This is a genomic window from Streptomyces seoulensis (genome assembly GCF_022846655.1).
GTDB lineage: Bacteria > Actinomycetota > Actinomycetes > Streptomycetales > Streptomycetaceae > Streptomyces.
In genome coordinates this window covers 4959414-4975131 of record NZ_AP025667.1, presented here as the reverse complement: position 1 = coordinate 4975131, position 15718 = coordinate 4959414, and the positions used below count along the sequence as shown (strand labels likewise).

Sequence of the window (15718 nt, the reverse complement as noted above, 5' to 3'; positions counted from 1 at the left end):
CCGTGACGCGACGAACCGACTGGGCCGAGTACGAGCACACCGCGCCCGGTGCCCCACGGGGGAGGGGCATCGGGAACGACCCGGCGACGGCCGTGCCCGGTGACGACGCGGACGGACACGAGGACGGCCACCCGGCGCCGCGCCGATCCGGGTGGGACGGCACACGCTCGGAGGGGTCCCACGGGGGCGGCTCCTCCCGGCGAGGCCGTCGCCGGCGCGGCTTCGGGGAGCCGTCCGGCACGGACGAGGACACCTCCAGCTCGTCGAGGGCCGAGCCAGGGGTGTCCTCCACGGACCCGGCCGAGAAGGCGCGGAACATCTGTCTGCGGCTGCTCACCGGGACCCCGCGCACCCGCAGGCAGCTCGCGGACGCCCTGCGCAAGCGGGAGATCCCGGACGAGGTGGCCGAGGAGGTGCTGTCGCGGTTCGAGGAGGTCGGACTCATCAACGACAGCGCGTTCGCGGACGCCTGGGTGGAGTCACGGCACCACGGCCGGGGGCTGGCCCGCCGCGCCCTCGCCCGTGAACTGCGCACCAAGGGTGTCGACTCGGCGCTGATCGACGAGGCCGTGGGCCAGCTCGACTCCGAGCAGGAGGAAGCGACCGCCCGCGAGCTGGTGGACCGCAAGCTGCGAGCCACCCGTGGGCTCGACCGCGACAAGCGGCTCCGCCGCCTCGCCGGGATGCTTGCCCGCAAGGGCTACCCCGAGGGCATGGCCCTCCGCGTCGTCCGTCAGGCGCTGGAGGAAGAGGGCGAGGACACCGAGTACCTGACGGAGGACGGCTTCTGAGGGGCGGTCGGCACCGGGCACGAGCCACCGGAGTCAGGCCGGCCACGCAGCTCCGGGCCATGTCGCCCGCAGGAAGGAAGGTCCGCTCAGGGCGCCAGGTCCCGAGCGGACGCACCCCTCACCCCGCCGCCTCCACCGGCAGCCCCGCCGCGCGCCAAGCCTGGAAGCCGCCCACCAGGTCGGTCGCGCGACGCAGGCCGAGCTGGTGCAGGGAGGCTGCCGCCAGGCTGGACGCGTAGCCCTCGTTGCAGATGACCACGACGCGTAGATCGTGTCCGGCGGCCTCCGGCACCCGGTGGCTGCCCTGCGGATCGAGCCGCCACTCCAGCTCGTTGCGCTCGATCACCAGTGCACCGGGGATCAGGCCGTCCCGTTCGCGCAGGGCCGCGTACCGGATGTCGACGAGGAGGGCGTCACCGTCGCGCGCCGCTTGGTGTGCCGCTCGCGCCTCGATGCGCCGGTAGCCGGAGCGGACCCGGTCCAGCAGTTCGTCGATCCCGACCGGGCGCAGTGCGTCGCCGCTCACTGCCAGTCCTCCGGCCGCTCGACCTGCTCCAGCCGGAGCACCTGCCCGGTGCGGCTGTAGCGGCGGATGCGCGGCAGCGGCGGGTAGTAGGCGTGGACGGAGACCGCGTGCCGGTCGGGGGAGTCGTTGTACACCTCGTGCACATGGTGCCGGCCGAACGCGCGGCCCTGACCGGAGGGCAGCCAGCGTTCGCGGTCGACGTCCTCGGTGAGTTCGAGGGTCCGCCAGCCGTCCGTGGGCAGCCGGGCGGCCAGCGAGTTCTCGTGCAGTTCGCCCGACGCGGTGAGGAAGGCGCCGACCGAGTCGGCGTGGTCGTGCCAGCCCGTGCCGGTGCCGGGCGGCCAGCCGATCAGCCACGCCTCGCTGCCGCCCGGACCCTCCAGCCGGAGCCAGGTGCGGCCCTCGGGGTCGAGCGGGAGAGAGGCGATCAGTTCCGCGTCGGCGGCGGCGCGCCGGACGAAGTCGAGCAGTTCGGCCTGGCCGGGGGCCGAGGTGGGCGTGGGGGAGGCGAGGGGGGAGACAGACACGTGCACCGTCCTGAAGATGGTTCGCCGAACGGGCGCACGACGGCGCCCGGAAAAGGGGGATGCGAATTCAGCAGGACGGACGACACACGCAGCCCGCGTAGCGGAGCAGGTCCATATGGACCCTCCGCCACAGGCGTACACGGGTGTCGGTCACGATCCGGAGTACAGCATGCCGCCGCACTCCGGTCAATCGGTCGTCATCATGTGGACAGCCAGGGCCCGGACCCGGGGTCAGCGCACCCCCGAACCCGCCTCCGCCTCCTCCTTCAGCGCGTCCTCCAGCGGCACCGCGCCGCCCAGCGTGGCCTCCGCCGCCGCGTACAGATCGGCGGGCCGGACCCCGCTGAGCGCGGTGACCAGATGGCCGTCCGGACGCACCAGGAGCACGCTGTGCGCCGGGGCTCCCGGATAGTTCTCCGCCACCAGCAGCTCCGACCGGTGCGGCAGCGCGGTCACCGCGGCCGCCAGCCGCGGCATCACCCCGGCGGACATCCAGTGCTTGCGGTCCCACACCCCCGTGCCCGGCGCGATCAGCACGACGAGCAGTGCGCCCCGGCCCATCCGGTCGCGCAGGCGGACGAAGGAGCCGTCCTCCGCGGTGACCCGTACATCGGTGACGGGGGCGCCCGGACCGGTGTCGACCGGGATCTCGCCCTCCAGGTACCGGGGCGCGAGCGGCGAGTCGGCGTACGCCCCCGGTTCGCCGAGCGCCCCGCGTCCCAGGTGACCGTCCGTCATGAGGGTGTCCTGGTTCCGGGTCGCGCCGGGCACGTAGCCGCGCAGCCCGCCCGTGCCGCGCAGCACCGGCAGCAACTGGTCGGCGGCCCGCAGCCGGGCGGCGACCACTGCGCGCCGTTCCGCCTGGTAGCTGTCGAGCAGCGCCTCGTGCGGGCCGTGGTGCCAGGAGACGGCCAGCTTCCAGGCGAGGTTGTCGGCGTCCCGCAGCCCCTCGTCCAGCCCCTGCGTGCCGAGCGCGCCCAGCAAGTGGGCGGCGTCCCCGGCGAGGAACACCCGGCCGACGCGCCAGCGGCGGGCCAGGCGGTGGTGCACGGCGTGCACACCGGTGTCGAGGAGCTCGTAGGCCGGGGTCGCGCCGCCGGTCCAGCCCGCCAGTGTCTTGCGGACGTTGCTCACCAGGAACTCGGGCGTGATCAGGTCCTTGCCGGACGGCAGCAGCCAGTCCAGGCGCCAGGTGCCGTCCGGGAGCGGCCGGGCGCTGACCTCGCTGGAGGGGTGCCCGGAGGACCGCCACGGCGGCGTCCGGTGCAGCAATGCCTGGCCTTCCCAGGGAAGTTCGACGCGCAGGGTGGCGACCGCGTGCCGTTCCACCGCGGTCCGGCCGGGGAAGCGGATGTCCAGCAGCTTGCGGACCGTGGAGCGGGGGCCGTCGCAGCCGACCAGATGGCTGCCCCGCCACCAGGTGCCCTGCGGGCCGCGCGTGTGCGCGGTGACGCCGGAGCGCTCCTGCTCGAGCGCGTCGAGCCGGCTGTCCAGGGCCACCTTGATCAGCGGCTCGGCGTCGACGGCCGCGCGCAGAGCCGCGCTGAGGACGTGCTGTTCGATGTGGAGCGGGGCGGGGTCGTCCGCCGCGAAGGCGATCTCGCTCACCACCTGCCTGCGCCGCTGCGACCGCCATCCGGCCCAGCGCAGCCCCAGCTCGCCGAGCGGGAACGCGGTCAGCCGCTCCAGCAGCGCGGTGGTGTCCTCGCGCAGGACGACGGTGCGAGCGGGCCGGGGCTCGTCCTTGCCGCCGGTCTCGTCCAGGACGACGGACGGCACCTCCTGGCGGGCCAGCGCCAGGGCGAGCGTGAGCCCGACGGGCCCCGCTCCGACGATGATCACCGGGTCCACGGTGCGGCGCCCCCTGCCCATGACGATGCCTCGACGAACACGCGGGAACAGGAAGGTGAAGCGGGGTGCACGATCACAGAACGTATGCAACCCATTGGCAGGGTATGCGTCAAGTGACCGGGGCCCGTGGCGATCACCCCTCCAGGATCGGGCACGGAGCCCAGGACCGCAATGGGGGGCCGGGAGGGCGCTCGCGCGCCGTCTCGGCCCCCCCAGGGGCTCGTCTGAGCGGGTGTCAGCCGGTCTTCCCCGCGGGGACCGCGCCGCCGGTGTCGCCCGTGTTGAGGTCCTCGACCGTACCGGCCCCGAGGACCGCGCCGGTGCCGCGCGTGCTGCGGCGCAGCCTGCCCTCCAGCCAGGAGGCGAAGGAGGTGAGCAGGAAGTTCAGCGCGATGTAGATGACCGCCACCACGAAGAAGCTCTGGATGACGTTGGCGTAGTTGGCCGCCAGGGTGCTGCGGGCGTTGAGCAGGTCGGTGAACTGGAGCATGACACCGCCCAGCGCCGTGTCCTTCACGATCACCACGAGCTGGCTGACGATGGCCGGGAGCATCGCGGTGACGGCCTGCGGGAGCAGGATGCCCGCCATCGTCTGGCCCTTGCGCAGACCGATGGCGTACGCGGCCTCCGTCTGCCCCTTCGGCAGCGAGAGGATGCCCGCCCGGACGATCTCGGCGAGCACCGAGGCGTTGTACAGCACCAGGCCGGTGACGACGGCGTACAGCGGCCGCGCGTCGCTGGGGATGTCGGTGGAGCGGACGTAGAACTCACCGGCGAACAGCATCAGCAGCAGCACCGGGATGGCGCGGAAGAACTCCACCACCACGCCCGCCGGCACGCGTACCCAACGGTGGTCGGACATCCGGGCTATGCCGAATATCGCGCCGAGCGGCAGCGCGATGACCATGGACAGCGCGGCCGCCTTCAGCGTGTTGCCGAGGCCGGGCAGCAGATACGTGTTCCAGGCGTCGCCCGTGGTGAAGGGCTTCCACAGGTCCCAGGCCAACTGGCCCTTGTCGTCCAGCTTCATGACGGCCCACCACAGCAGCAGGCCGAGCAGGGCGAAGAAGACGAACGAGAGGACGACGTTGCGCACCCGGGCGCGGGGGCCCGGTGTGTCGTAGAGGACGGAACTCATCGCTTCACCGCCAGTCGCTTGCCGAGCCAGCCGAGGAGGAGGCCGGTCGGCAGGGTCAGTACCACGAAGCCGAGGGCGAAGACGGCGCCGATGGCCACGGTCTGGGCCTCGTTCTCGATCATCGTCTTCATCAGGGTCGCGGCTTCGGCCACGCCGATGGCGGCCGCCACCGTGGTGTTCTTGGTCAGGGCGATCAGGACGTTGGCCAGCGGGCCGATGACCGCGCGGAACGCCTGCGGCAGCACGATCAGCCGGAGCGTCTGGGAGAAGCTCAGCCCGATGGCGCGGGCCGCCTCGGCCTGGCCGAGCGGCACCGTGTTGATGCCTGAGCGGATCGCCTCGCACACGAACGCCGCCGTGTAGGCGATCAGTCCGAGCACGGCCAGCCGGAAGCCCTGGATCTTGAAGTCCTGGGACCCCATGGTGACACCGAAGATGTCGGCGAGGCCGAGCGAGGTGAACAGGATGATGATCGTCAGGGGGATGTTCCGGACGATGTTGACGTAGGCGGTGCCGAACCCGCGCATCAGCGGGACAGGACTGACCCGCATGCCGGCCAGCAGGATGCCCCAGACGAGGGAGCCGACGCCGGAGAAGACGGTGAGCTGCACCGTCGTCCAGAACGCCCCCAGGACGTCGTAGCCTTCAAGAAAGTCGAACACGTTCTCCCGCGCTTCCGGGTCTGTGGCCTACGGGGTGGTCGGGGCGCGCCGCCGTCCGGGAAGCGGTGGACGGCGGCGCGGACCGTGGACCGTGCGGAGCCCGCCAGGTCCTCGCGTCGTGATGCCGGGACTACTTGACGATGTCGCCGATCTTCGGGGCGCGCTCGTTCTTGTACTGGGCCGGGCCGAAGTTGTCCTTCACGGCCTTGTCCCACGACTTGTCGGAGACCATCTGCTCCAGCGCCTTGTTGATCTTGTCGACGGTCGCGGAGTCGCCCTTCTTGACGCCGATGCCGTAGTTCTCGTTGCTGAGCTTCAGACCCGTGAGCTTGAACTGACCCTTGTACTTGTCCTGCGCGGCGAAGCCCGCGAGGATCGAGTCGTCCGTGGTCAGCGCGTCCACGGCGCCGCTCTGGAGACCGGCGACGCACTCCGAGTAGCCGGACAGCGGGCGCAGGTTGGCGTCCGGGGCGATCGTCTTCTTGACGTTCTGCGCCGAGGTGGAACCGGTCACGGAACACAGCTTCTTCTTGTTGAGGTCCGTGCCCTTGGTGATGTCCGAGCCCTTCTTCACCAGCAGGTCCTGGTGGGCCAGCAGGTACGGGCCGGCGAAGTCCACCTTCTCCTTGCGCTCGTCGGTGATCGAGTAGGTGGCCGCGATGAACTTGACGTCGCCGCGCTGGAGCGCGTTCTCGCGGTCGGCGCTCTTGGTCTGGACCCACTCGATCTGGTTCGGCTGGTAGCCGAGCTGCTTGGCGACATAGGTGGCCACGTCCACGTCGAAGCCGGAGTAGGAGCCGTCCGGCTCCTGCAGACCGAGACCCGGCTGGTCGAACTTGATGCCGATCTTGATCTTCTTGCCGCCGCCCGAGGCGTCGTCCTTCTTGTCGCCGCCGCACGCGGTGACGGACACGGCGAGGGCGAGCACGACGGCGGAGGCGGCGGTGACCTTGCGGAGCTTCATGGTGGACATCCTTTGCGTGATGCGTGACGAGCGAAGTGGGGAAAGAGCGCGAGGGCACGGGCCGCCGCACCGACGACTCCGGGCCGCCCGGTCACCCGGACGGCTCGGACGGTGCGGGAGCCCGGCCCGCGGCTCAGTGGTGCAGGATCTTGGACAGGAAGTCCTTGGCCCGGTCGCTGCGCGGATTGCTGAAGAACTGCTCGGGTGCGGCCTCTTCGATGATCCGGCCGTCCGCCATGAAGACCACGCGGTTCGCGGCCGAGCGCGCGAAGCCCATCTCGTGGGTGACGACGACCATCGTCATGCCCTCGCGGGCGAGCTGCTGCATGACCTCCAGGACCTCGTTGATCATCTCGGGGTCCAGGGCCGAGGTCGGCTCGTCGAAGAGCATCACCTTCGGGCCCATCGCCAGCGCCCGCGCGATGGCCACGCGCTGCTGCTGACCGCCCGACAACTGCGCCGGGTACTTGTCGGCCTGGCTGCCGACGCCCACCCGGTCGAGCAGGGCACGCGCCTGCTCCTCGGCCTTCTTCTTGTCCGTCTTGCGGACCTTGAGCTGGCCCAGCATCACGTTCTCGAGCACGGTCTTGTGCGCGAAGAGGTTGAAGGACTGGAACACCATCCCGACGTCCGCCCGCAGCCGGGCCAGCGCCTTGCCCTCCTGGGGCAGCGGCTTGCCGTCGATGGTGATGCTGCCGGAGTCGATCGTCTCCAGGCGGTTGATGGTGCGGCACAGGGTCGACTTGCCGGACCCGGACGGCCCGATGACCACGACGACCTCACCGCGGCCGATCGTCAGGTCGATCTCCTGGAGCACATGCAACGCGCCGAAGTGCTTGTTGACGCTCTTCAGGACGACCAGGTCGTCGGACGCGGCCACGTCTTCCTTGGCCACCGCTACTTCGGTCATCGCTCTCAGGCTCCGTCCTCCTCGGTTTCGGAGGACAGTAGTGACGACCCCCCGCCAGCGTCACCACATCTGAGGTGAATCTGAGCATCACGATCCGATAGCAATCGGACACGTGTCGTAGCTCTTGCCTTCTGTGTGCGTATCGGCCGGATAACGGAAGTCATGGGCAACCGGAACGCTCTTGACGGCGTCGTCCTTCATCGGCGTCACTGCATGGTGCACACGCGCGCACCATCGGTACGCGCCGGAGAAGAACCCGGACCGTACGACCGCTGAACCGAAGGGGGCCGGAATGAGACTTCTGCTCGTCGAGGACGACAACCACGTCGCCGCGGCCCTCTCCGCCGTCCTCGCACGGCACGGCTTCGACGTGACCCACGCCCGCAGCGGCGAGGAGGCGCTCCAGGCGCTCGTCCCCGAGGGCCCCGGCTTCGGCGTGATCCTGCTCGACCTCGGCCTGCCCGACCAGGACGGCTACGAGGTCTGCGGGAAGATCCGCAAGCGCACCGGTACGCCGGTCATCATGGTCACCGCCCGCTCCGACATCCGCTCCCGCATCCACGGGCTCAACCTGGGCGCCGACGACTACGTGGTGAAGCCCTACGACACCGGCGAACTCCTCGCCCGGATACACGCCGTCAGCCGCCGTACCGTCCCCGAGGACGCCCTGACCGGCGACGACAGCGCCGCCCTGCTGCTCGGCACGGTCCGCATAGAGCTCCCCACCCGGCAGGTCAGCGTGGCCGGGGCCACCGTTCCGCTGACCCGCAAGGAGTTCGACCTGCTCGCGCTGCTCGCCCAGCGGCCCGGTGTCGTCTTCCGGCGGGAGCAGATCATCAGCGAGGTGTGGCGCACCAGTTGGGAAGGCACCGGGCGCACGCTGGAAGTGCATGTGGCGTCCCTGCGCGCCAAGCTGCGCATGCCCGCGCTGATCGAGACCGTGCGCGGCGTCGGCTACCGGCTCGTCGCCCCGGCCGGATAGCGGGGCCGGGTGCGCACTCGGCTTCTGCCGCTGCTGATCGTGCTGATGGCGGCCGTGCTCCTCGCGCTCGGCGTACCGCTCGCCGTCAGCGTGGCCGCCGCACAGCAGCAGGGCGTCATCGTGGACCGCATCGACGACACCGCACGCTTCGCCGCGCTCGCCCAGTTCGTCACCGACACCCCGAGCGGCAGCCGCTCCACCGCCCCGGACGAGCGCCTGCAGACCCTCCACCGGGAGCTGGAGAGCTACCACGACGTCTACGACATTCGTGCCGGTGTCTTCTACAGCGACCGCTCCGCCATGGTCAACGCCCCCGGCGACTGGTTCGTACCGCAACAGGGGGTGGTCCGGGCGGCCTTCGAGGAGGCGCTGCTCAGCCGCCGCAGCCACGACCCCGGCCAGGTGTGGCCCTGGCAGCGGTCCCGGCTCGTGGTCGCCTCGCCCGTCATCCGGGACGGGGACGTGGTCGCGGTCGTCGTGACCGACTCGCCCACCGAGCAGATGCGGTGGAGGGTGCTGCGCGGCTGGGCGCTGATCGCGGCCGGCGAGATCGCCGCCATGCTGCTCGCGGTCGGCGCCGCCCTCCGGCTGACCGGCTGGGTGCTGCGGCCGGTCCGCATCCTGGACGCCACCACCCACGACATCGCCACCGGACGCCTGAAGTCCCGCGTCGCGGTCGGCGGTGGTCCCCCCGAACTCCGGCGGCTGGCGAAGTCGTTCAACGAGATGGCGGACAACGTCGAGGACGTGCTGGAGCAGCAGCGGGCGTTCGTCGCCGACGCCTCCCATCAACTGCGCAACCCCCTCTCCGCTCTGTTGCTGCGTATCGAACTGCTCTCCCTCGAACTGCCCGAGGGCAACGAGGAGATCGCCTCCGTGCGCACCGAGGGCAAACGGCTCGCCCAGGTGCTGGACGACCTGCTCGACCTGGCGCTGGCCGAGCACGCCGAGACCGAGGCCCGGCTGACCGACATCGGCGCGCTGGCCGAGGAACGGGTCGCCGCCTGGACGCCGACCGCCGAGGCCAAGGGGGTCCGACTGGTGGGCGACTGCCCGCCCACGACCGCCTGGGCCGACGCGATCACCCTGTCCAGCGCGCTGGACGCGGTGATCGACAACGCCGTCAAGTTCACCCCCGAGCACGGCACGGTGGAGGTCGGCGTCTTCGCGGGCGGCGACACCACCACGGTCCAGGTCACCGACACCGGGCCGGGCCTGACCGATGACGAACTCGCGCGCGTGGGGGACCGGTTCTGGCGCAGCGGACGCCACCAGAACATCAAGGGCTCAGGTCTGGGCCTGTCCATCACCCGTGCCCTGCTCGCCGCGACGGACTGTTCCATCGCCTACGGCCACCACGACCCCGAGGGGCTACGGGTCACGGTCACCCTGCCCCGGCACGCCCCCGCCGCCGCACCGCGTCAGGGCTTGACCGAGCGGTAGTAGCGCCGGGCGCCGGTGTGCAGGGGGAGCGGGTCGGTGTAGATGGCGGTGCGCAGATCCACGCGCTGCGCGGAGTGCACATGCTTGCCTATCTCGTCCCGGCTCTTGATCACGATGCGGGTCATCCACTCCGTGAGCCTCGGGTCCAGGTCGGCACGGGTCATCAGCAGGTTGGACACCGCGATGGTGGCCACCGTGGAGCCGTCCTGCACGAGCGGATACGCGGACTCGGGCATGTTGGTGGGCCGGTAGTAGCGCGCCGCCTCTCCCTCGGCGTGCAACCGGGAGACGAGCTTTCCCCCTATCGGTATGAACCGGAACCCCGACTTGTCCGCCAGCTCCGCGAGACCGCCCGTGGGCAGGCCGCCGGACCAGAAGAAGGCGTCGATCTCGTGGTCGGCCAGCATGTCCGGACCGGTGTCGATGCCCGCGGAGACCGGGACGATGTCCTTGCCCGGGTCGATCCCGGCGGCCTTCAGCACGCCGTTCGCTATCAACCGCACACCGGAGTTGGGCAGTCCCGTGGAGACCCGCTTGTGCCGGAGGTCGGCCACGCTGTCGATGTCGGAACCGGGCGCCACGATGAGCTGGACATAGTCGTCGTAGAGCCGGGCCACCCCGCGCAGCCGGTGCTCGGCGGGGTGCGCCTGCTCGTACGTCTCCACCGCGTCGGCCGCGGCGATGGCGAAGTCCGCCTTCCCGGTCGCCACCCGCCGCACGTTCTCCTGCGAGCCGGCGCTGCTCGTGAGCTTCACCGTCAGACCGGGCATGTCCTTCGCCAGCTCGTTGCGCAGGCGGCGGCCGTACTCCTCGTACACCCCGCGGGTGCCGCCCGTGCTGAACACGATCGTCCCGCTCGGCGGCTTCTCGCCGAGCGGCACCAGCCACCACAGCAGCAGGCCGAACACCACGACTCCCGCGCCCGACGCCCACAGCATGCGGCGCCGGCCGGGCAGGCGGGCGGAGATCTCGGCGAACGGGAACACCTTGGACATGCGGGCGATCCTGCCAGGCCGGAAGCGGTGCGACCAGGGCTGTGGACAACCGGACGGCCCGGCATCCGCCTGCCTGTGGACAACTTCCGGGGCTGTCCGAGGTGGCCGTTAGAGTCGCCGCATGAGCACTTCTCCCGCCCGTCTCGTCGGCGAGTTCCACCGCGCCTTCGGCCTCGACGCCCGCACCGTACCCACCGAGATCGGTGCCGAACTGGCCGCGCACCGAGGGGAACTGCTCGCCGAGGAGGCCGCCGAGGTGGCCGAGGTGTCGGTCACCGGCCCGCTCGACCATCTCGCGCAGGAACTGGCGGACGTGGTGTACGTGGCCTACGGCACCGCGCTGGTCCACGGCATCGACCTCGACGAGGTGATCGCCGAGATCCACCGCGCCAACATGAGCAAGATCGGCCCGGACGGCGAGATCGCCCGCCGCGAGGACGGCAAGGTCCTCAAGGGCGACCACTACCGCGCCCCCGACGTCTCGGCCGTCCTGCGCCGCCAGGGCTGGACCCCCACCGGGGCCTGACGACCCGCTGTGTCCCCGGTCACGGGCGGCCCGGAGCGGGGACGGAGGGCCTCCGGGGACCGCCTACCCTTGACCCATGACCATCAGCAGCGACCGGAGCCCGGCAGTGGACGTTCGAGAAGCCAAGACGTACGAAGTGCGCACCTACGGGTGCCAGATGAACGTCCACGACTCCGAGCGATTGTCCGGCCTGCTCGAGGACGCCGGGTACGTGCGCGCGCCCGAGGGGTCGGACGGGGATGCCGACGTGGTCGTGTTCAACACGTGCGCGGTCCGGGAGAACGCCGACAACCGTCTCTACGGCAACCTCGGCCGTCTGGCACCGCGGAAGGTGTCCCGGCCCGGCATGCAGATCGCGGTCGGCGGCTGTCTCGCGCAGAAGGACCGGGACACCATCGTCAAGAAGGCGCCCTGGGTGGATGTCGTCTTCGGTACGCACAACATCGGCAAGCTGCCCGTCCTGCTGGAGCGCGCCCGCGTCCAGGAGGAGGCGCAGGTCGAGATCGCCGAGTCGCTGGAGGCGTTCCCCTCCACCCTGCCGACCCGGCGCGAGAGCGCGTACGCGGCCTGGGTGTCGATCTCCGTCGGCTGCAACAACACCTGCACCTTCTGCATCGTCCCGGCGCTGCGCGGCAAGGAGAAGGACCGCAGGACCGGCGACATCCTCGCCGAGATCGAGGCGCTGGTCGCCGAGGGCGTCAGCGAGATCACCCTGCTCGGGCAGAACGTCAACGCCTACGGCTCCGACATCGGCGACCGCGAGGCGTTCAGCAAGCTGCTGCGGGCCTGCGGAAAGATCGAGGGCCTGGAGCGGGTCCGCTTCACCTCCCCGCACCCCCGCGACTTCACCGACGACGTGATCGCCGCCATGGCCGAGACGCCGAACGTGATGCCGCAGTTGCACATGCCGCTCCAGTCCGGCTCGGACACCGTCCTGAAGGCGATGCGCCGCTCGTACCGGCAGGAGCGCTACCTCGGCATCATCGAGAAGGTCCGCGCCGCCATCCCGCACGCGGCCATCACCACCGACATCATCGTGGGCTTCCCCGGCGAGACCGAGGAGGACTTCGAGCAGACCATGCACGTGGTCCGCGAGGCCCGGTTCGCCCAGGCATTCACCTTCCAGTACTCCAAGCGTCCCGGCACCCCGGCCGCGACCATGGACGACCAGATCCCCAAGGAGGTCGTGCAGGCGCGCTACGAGCGCCTCGTCGCCCTCCAGGAGGAGATCTCCTGGGAGGAGAACAAGAAGCAGGTCGGCCGCACCCTGGAGCTGATGGTCGCCGAGGGCGAGGGCCGCAAGGACGGCGCCACCCACCGCCTGTCCGGCCGCGCCCCCGACAACCGCTTGGTCCACTTCACCAAGCCGGACGAGGAGGTGCGCCCCGGCGACGTGGTCACCGTCGAGGTGACCTACGCCGCCCCGCACCACTTGCTCGCCGAGGGCCCGACCCTCGCCGTGCGCCGCACGCGCGCCGGTGACGCCTGGGAGAAGCGCAACGCCGCCGAGACCACCGAGAAGGCCGGCGTCATGCTCGGCCTGCCGAAGATCGGTGTCCCCGCGCCCCTGCCGGCCGCCACCGGCGGCTGCGGCTGCGAATGACCGGCTGCGACCGACCCGTCCCGCGCCTCACCCGCGGCCCACGACGTGCGCGGGCGCGGGTGAGGCGGGTTACGCTGCCGATCATGCTTGTCGCAGCCGCCGTCTGCCCCTGCCCCCCGCTGCTCGTCCCCGAGGTCGCCGCGGGTGCCGCGCCCGAACTGGACGCCGCCCGAGCCGCCTGCGCGGACGCCCTCGGCGTGCTCGCCGCCGCCCGCCCCGACCGCCTGGTGGTCGTCGGCCCCGCCGAGCGCGGCGGCCGACACCCGCAGGGTGCGCCGGGTTCCTTCCGGGGCTTCGGCGTCGATGCCGACGTGACGCTCGGCCCCGCCGCCCGGACCGCACCCGGCCCCGAGCTGCCCGTCTCGCTGGCCGTCGCCGCGTGGCTGCTGAAGCGGAGCGGCTGGGCGCAGGTCCCGGTCGAGGGAGTGGCCGTGGACATGGCACTCGCGGCCGAGCGGTGCGCCGGACTCGGCGCGGAGATCGGCGGCGGGAGCGACCGGGTGGCCCTGCTGGTGATGGGCGACGGCAGCGCCTGCCGCACGCTCAAGGCCCCCGGCTACCTCGACGAACGCGCGGCCCCCTTCGACACCGAGGCCGCACGCGCCCTTGGCGCCGCGGATCTCGGCGCCCTCGCCGCACTCGACGCCGGGCTCGCCCGCGAACTCCAGGCATCCGGCCGCGCCCCCTGGCAGGTCCTCGCCGGGGCGGCCGAGGGCGCGGGCCTCGACGGCACCCTGCTGTACGACGAGGCGCCGTACGGAGTCGGCTACCTGGTCGCCGCCTGGAGCTAGCTCTTCGGCGGGGTCTGCGGGCCGCCCTCGCCGGGCTTGTGGCCCTCCTGGCCGAGGCGGTCCACCGCTTCCTTCGCCTTGTCCGTACCGGCGTGGATCTTGTCGGTGTACTTGCCCTTGGTCCGCTCGTCGACCACCTGAGCGGCCTTGTCGATGCCGCCCTGCACCTTGTCGCCGTGCTGCCGGGCCAGGTCCGTCACCTTGTCCTTGGCCGGGCCGAGCGCGGCCTTCACATTGTCGAACAGACCCATGATCCACCTTCCGGAACAACCCAAATGCGCCTGATTGCGGCACTCGGGAGGGACGCTACCCCTCCTCGGGAGGCGTCACACCACGCGCTCACCTGGACCCCACCCGTCACCCTTGCCCGCCCGAGGGCCCGGCATTCCCCGTCGGCCGCCGACGGCACCGGAACGTTTGCGAGACTGGTGCGGTGAGCAGTGCATCCCCCGCCCCCCGTGTCATCGCCGTCGTCGGCCCCACCGCGGCCGGAAAGTCCGACCTCGGCGTCTTCCTGGCCCAGCAGCTCGGCGGCGAGGTCATCAACGCCGACTCGATGCAGCTCTACCGGGGGATGGACATCGGCACCGCCAAGCTCACCCCCGAGGAGCGCGGCGGCGTCCCGCACCACCTGCTGGACATCTGGGACGTGACGGTCGCCGCCTCCGTCGCCGAGTACCAGAAGCTGGCCCGCGCCCGCATCGACGCCCTGCTCTCCGAGGGCCGCTGGCCGATCCTGGTCGGCGGCTCCGGACTGTACGTGCGCGGCGCCGTCGACAACCTGGAGTTCCCCGGCACCGACCCCGAGGTCCGGGCCCGCCTGGAGGACGAGTTGGCCCTGCGCGGCCCCGGCGCCCTGCACGCCCGGCTGGCCGCCGCCGACCCCGACGCGGGCCGCGCCATCCTGCCCAGCAACGGGCGCCGCATCGTCCGCGCCCTGGAGGTCATCGAGATCACCGGCAGGCCCTTCACGGCCAACCTCCCCGGTCACGACTCGGTCTACGACACCCTCCAGATCGGCGTCGACGTCGCCCGTCCCGAGCTCGACGAGCGCATCGCGCGCCGCGTCGACCGCATGTGGGAGGCCGGGCTCGTCGACGAGGTGCGCGCGCTGGAGGCCCAGGGCCTGCGCGAGGGGCGTACCGCCGCCCGCGCGCTCGGCTATCAGCAGGTGCTCAACGCCCTCGCCGGGGAGTGCACCGAGGAGGAGGCGCGCGCGGAGACCGTGCGCTCCACCAAGCGCTTCGCGCGCCGCCAGGACACCTGGTTCCGGCGGGACCCCAGGGTGCACTGGCTCAGCGGGGCCGTGGCGGACCGCGGGGAACTTCCGGGGCTGGCGCTGGCGTTGGTCGAACGACCGGTCACAGCCTGATCACGTCCTGGCATCGGGATGCGCCACCGGTCAACCCGGCCTCCGGCGCCGTGCCATCATCGAGCTTCGATCGACCAGTGAAGTCCTAGTTGGGAGGGCGCGTGGCGATGGAGGCCAGCCCTCGTGACACCGCAGCAGGCACCGAGCACATCACCACCGACAGTGACGAGCCCGGCGTCGAGGACCGTCTGACCGACGACGGTCCGGACGACCTCCCGGTCGTGGTCACCGCCGACGGACCGACCCCCGAGGAGATGTTCGCGGGCGGACCCGAGGTCGAGGTCGAACTGCGTCCCCAGCGGCGGCTGCGCATCTGGCAGCTCGCGCCCATCGTGGGCCTGGCCGCCCTCGGCTCGCTGATGTTCGCCTTCCCGCTCGCCTTCGACTTCGGCGACAGCGGCGCGGTCATCGCCATGCTGGGCCTGCTGATCTGCTCCTGCGCCGCCGGCTGGGGCATGATGGCCGCCCGCCGCGTCGGCTACACCTGGCCGGGCCTTCCCCCGCGCGGCTCCGGCCGCCGTGCCGACTGGCGCGTCGTGCTCACCTACGCCCTGCTCGTGGGCGTCGTCGCCGTCCTCGCCGTGTGGCGGGTCGCCCGGCTCCGCTAGGGCCGTCCCCGGACGCCGTGGCGGCCACC

General features: G+C 71.6%; 18 protein-coding genes. 8 read left to right on the top strand and 10 right to left on the bottom strand.

Annotation, left to right across the window (positions count from 1 at the left end; translation table 11 throughout):
* Nucleotides 1–2 precede the first annotated feature (2 nt).
* A complete protein-coding gene (gene recX, locus HEK131_RS22895) occupies nucleotides 3–791 on the top strand; it encodes a recombination regulator RecX (protein WP_244336850.1) in 789 nt (262 codons plus the stop codon).
* Between the two features lie 118 nt (nucleotides 792–909).
* On the opposite strand, the gene HEK131_RS22890 is transcribed toward recX, so the two are convergent.
* The 8 genes from HEK131_RS22890 to HEK131_RS22860 form a co-directional block, all read right to left on the bottom strand.
* Nucleotides 910–1317 carry a rhodanese-like domain-containing protein gene (locus HEK131_RS22890; RefSeq protein WP_432215669.1) on the bottom strand — a complete coding sequence of 136 codons (408 nt, stop codon included), beginning with the start codon at nucleotides 1315–1317 and terminating at the stop codon, nucleotides 910–912.
* On the bottom strand, nucleotides 1314–1844 hold the full coding sequence (locus tag HEK131_RS22885; protein WP_244336849.1) for a cysteine dioxygenase: 531 nt from the start codon (nucleotides 1842–1844) through the stop codon (nucleotides 1314–1316). The genes HEK131_RS22890 and HEK131_RS22885 overlap by 4 nt, the downstream gene beginning before the upstream one ends.
* A 67-nt stretch (nucleotides 1845–1911) precedes the next feature.
* Nucleotides 1912–1998 carry a putative leader peptide gene (locus HEK131_RS30240; protein WP_324608464.1) on the bottom strand — a complete coding sequence of 29 codons (87 nt, stop codon included), beginning with the start codon at nucleotides 1996–1998 and terminating at the stop codon, nucleotides 1912–1914.
* A 77-nt stretch (nucleotides 1999–2075) separates the two neighbouring features.
* Entirely contained in the window at nucleotides 2076–3695 is a 1620-nt protein-coding gene (locus HEK131_RS22880) for an FAD-dependent monooxygenase (RefSeq protein WP_244452123.1), read from the bottom strand.
* Between the two features lie 235 nt (nucleotides 3696–3930).
* Nucleotides 3931–4833, bottom strand: a complete 903-nt coding sequence (locus HEK131_RS22875; protein ID WP_244336848.1) for an amino acid ABC transporter permease — start codon at nucleotides 4831–4833, stop codon at nucleotides 3931–3933.
* On the bottom strand, nucleotides 4830–5495 hold the full coding sequence (locus tag HEK131_RS22870) for an amino acid ABC transporter permease (protein WP_217460756.1): 666 nt from the start codon (nucleotides 5493–5495) through the stop codon (nucleotides 4830–4832). Before HEK131_RS22870 ends, HEK131_RS22875 begins: the two co-directional genes overlap by 4 nt.
* 130 nt (nucleotides 5496–5625) lie before the next feature.
* A complete protein-coding gene (locus HEK131_RS22865; protein ID WP_244336847.1) occupies nucleotides 5626–6459 on the bottom strand; it encodes a glutamate ABC transporter substrate-binding protein in 834 nt (277 codons plus the stop codon).
* A 133-nt stretch (nucleotides 6460–6592) separates the two neighbouring features.
* Nucleotides 6593–7369 carry an amino acid ABC transporter ATP-binding protein gene (locus HEK131_RS22860; RefSeq protein ID WP_217460758.1) on the bottom strand — a complete coding sequence of 259 codons (777 nt, stop codon included), beginning with the start codon at nucleotides 7367–7369 and terminating at the stop codon, nucleotides 6593–6595.
* A gap of 292 nt (nucleotides 7370–7661) precedes the next feature.
* On the opposite strand from HEK131_RS22860, the gene HEK131_RS22855 reads away from it, so the two are divergent.
* Nucleotides 7662–8351, top strand: a complete 690-nt coding sequence (locus HEK131_RS22855; protein WP_217460759.1) for a response regulator transcription factor — start codon at nucleotides 7662–7664, stop codon at nucleotides 8349–8351.
* Nucleotides 8352–8360: 9 nt separating this feature from the next.
* Nucleotides 8361–9794, top strand: a complete 1434-nt coding sequence (locus tag HEK131_RS22850) for a sensor histidine kinase (protein WP_244336846.1) — start codon at nucleotides 8361–8363, stop codon at nucleotides 9792–9794.
* Here HEK131_RS22850 and HEK131_RS22845 read toward each other — a convergent pair.
* A complete protein-coding gene (locus tag HEK131_RS22845) occupies nucleotides 9773–10789 on the bottom strand; it encodes a TAXI family TRAP transporter solute-binding subunit (protein WP_244336845.1) in 1017 nt (338 codons plus the stop codon). The genes HEK131_RS22850 and HEK131_RS22845 overlap by 22 nt on opposite strands.
* 121 nt (nucleotides 10790–10910) lie before the next feature.
* Here HEK131_RS22845 and HEK131_RS22840 point away from each other — a divergent pair, with 121 nt between their 5' ends.
* The 3 genes from HEK131_RS22840 (at nucleotide 10911) to HEK131_RS22830 (ending at nucleotide 13709) form a co-directional block, all read left to right on the top strand.
* Nucleotides 10911–11315 carry a MazG nucleotide pyrophosphohydrolase domain-containing protein gene (locus HEK131_RS22840; RefSeq protein WP_217460762.1) on the top strand — a complete coding sequence of 135 codons (405 nt, stop codon included), beginning with the start codon at nucleotides 10911–10913 and terminating at the stop codon, nucleotides 11313–11315.
* A gap of 76 nt (nucleotides 11316–11391) precedes the next feature.
* Nucleotides 11392–12918, top strand: coding sequence for a tRNA (N6-isopentenyl adenosine(37)-C2)-methylthiotransferase MiaB (gene miaB, locus HEK131_RS22835; RefSeq protein ID WP_244336844.1), 1527 nt, complete (start codon nucleotides 11392–11394; stop codon nucleotides 12916–12918).
* An 83-nt stretch (nucleotides 12919–13001) separates the two neighbouring features.
* Complete coding sequence (locus HEK131_RS22830) at nucleotides 13002–13709, top strand: class III extradiol dioxygenase subunit B-like domain-containing protein (RefSeq protein ID WP_244336843.1); 708 nt, start codon at nucleotides 13002–13004, stop codon at nucleotides 13707–13709.
* On the opposite strand, the gene HEK131_RS22825 is transcribed toward HEK131_RS22830, so the two are convergent.
* Nucleotides 13706–13960 carry an antitoxin gene (locus HEK131_RS22825; protein WP_217460765.1) on the bottom strand — a complete coding sequence of 85 codons (255 nt, stop codon included), beginning with the start codon at nucleotides 13958–13960 and terminating at the stop codon, nucleotides 13706–13708. The genes HEK131_RS22830 and HEK131_RS22825 overlap by 4 nt on opposite strands.
* Nucleotides 13961–14142: 182 nt before the next feature.
* Here HEK131_RS22825 and miaA point away from each other — a divergent pair, with 182 nt between their 5' ends.
* Together miaA and HEK131_RS22815 are read left to right on the top strand one after the other, a co-directional pair.
* Nucleotides 14143–15081: a tRNA (adenosine(37)-N6)-dimethylallyltransferase MiaA gene (gene miaA / locus HEK131_RS22820; RefSeq protein ID WP_244336842.1), complete on the top strand. Its 939-nt coding sequence runs from the start codon at nucleotides 14143–14145 to the stop codon at nucleotides 15079–15081.
* Nucleotides 15082–15188: 107 nt separating this feature from the next.
* The gene (locus HEK131_RS22815; RefSeq protein WP_217460767.1) at nucleotides 15189–15689 is read left to right on the top strand and encodes a hypothetical protein; all 501 of its coding nucleotides are present in this window, start codon (nucleotides 15189–15191) and stop codon (nucleotides 15687–15689) included.
* Nucleotides 15690–15718 lie beyond the last annotated feature (29 nt).

Coding starts and splice junctions, on each gene's coding strand:
- HEK131_RS22875 (WP_244336848.1), bottom strand. CDS start 4,833: ATGAGTTCCGTCCTCTACGACACACCGGGCCCCCGCGCCCGGGTGCGC.
- HEK131_RS22865 (WP_244336847.1), bottom strand. CDS start 6,459: ATGAAGCTCCGCAAGGTCACCGCCGCCTCCGCCGTCGTGCTCGCCCTC.
- HEK131_RS22860 (WP_217460758.1), bottom strand. CDS start 7,369: ATGACCGAAGTAGCGGTGGCCAAGGAAGACGTGGCCGCGTCCGACGAC.
- HEK131_RS22855 (WP_217460759.1), top strand. CDS start 7,662: ATGAGACTTCTGCTCGTCGAGGACGACAACCACGTCGCCGCGGCCCTC.
- HEK131_RS22845 (WP_244336845.1), bottom strand. CDS start 10,789: ATGTCCAAGGTGTTCCCGTTCGCCGAGATCTCCGCCCGCCTGCCCGGC.
- HEK131_RS22840 (WP_217460762.1), top strand. CDS start 10,911: ATGAGCACTTCTCCCGCCCGTCTCGTCGGCGAGTTCCACCGCGCCTTC.
- miaB (WP_244336844.1), top strand. CDS start 11,392: ATGACCATCAGCAGCGACCGGAGCCCGGCAGTGGACGTTCGAGAAGCC.
- HEK131_RS22830 (WP_244336843.1), top strand. CDS start 13,002: ATGCTTGTCGCAGCCGCCGTCTGCCCCTGCCCCCCGCTGCTCGTCCCC.
- HEK131_RS22825 (WP_217460765.1), bottom strand. CDS start 13,960: ATGGGTCTGTTCGACAATGTGAAGGCCGCGCTCGGCCCGGCCAAGGAC.
- HEK131_RS22815 (WP_217460767.1), top strand. CDS start 15,189: ATGGAGGCCAGCCCTCGTGACACCGCAGCAGGCACCGAGCACATCACC.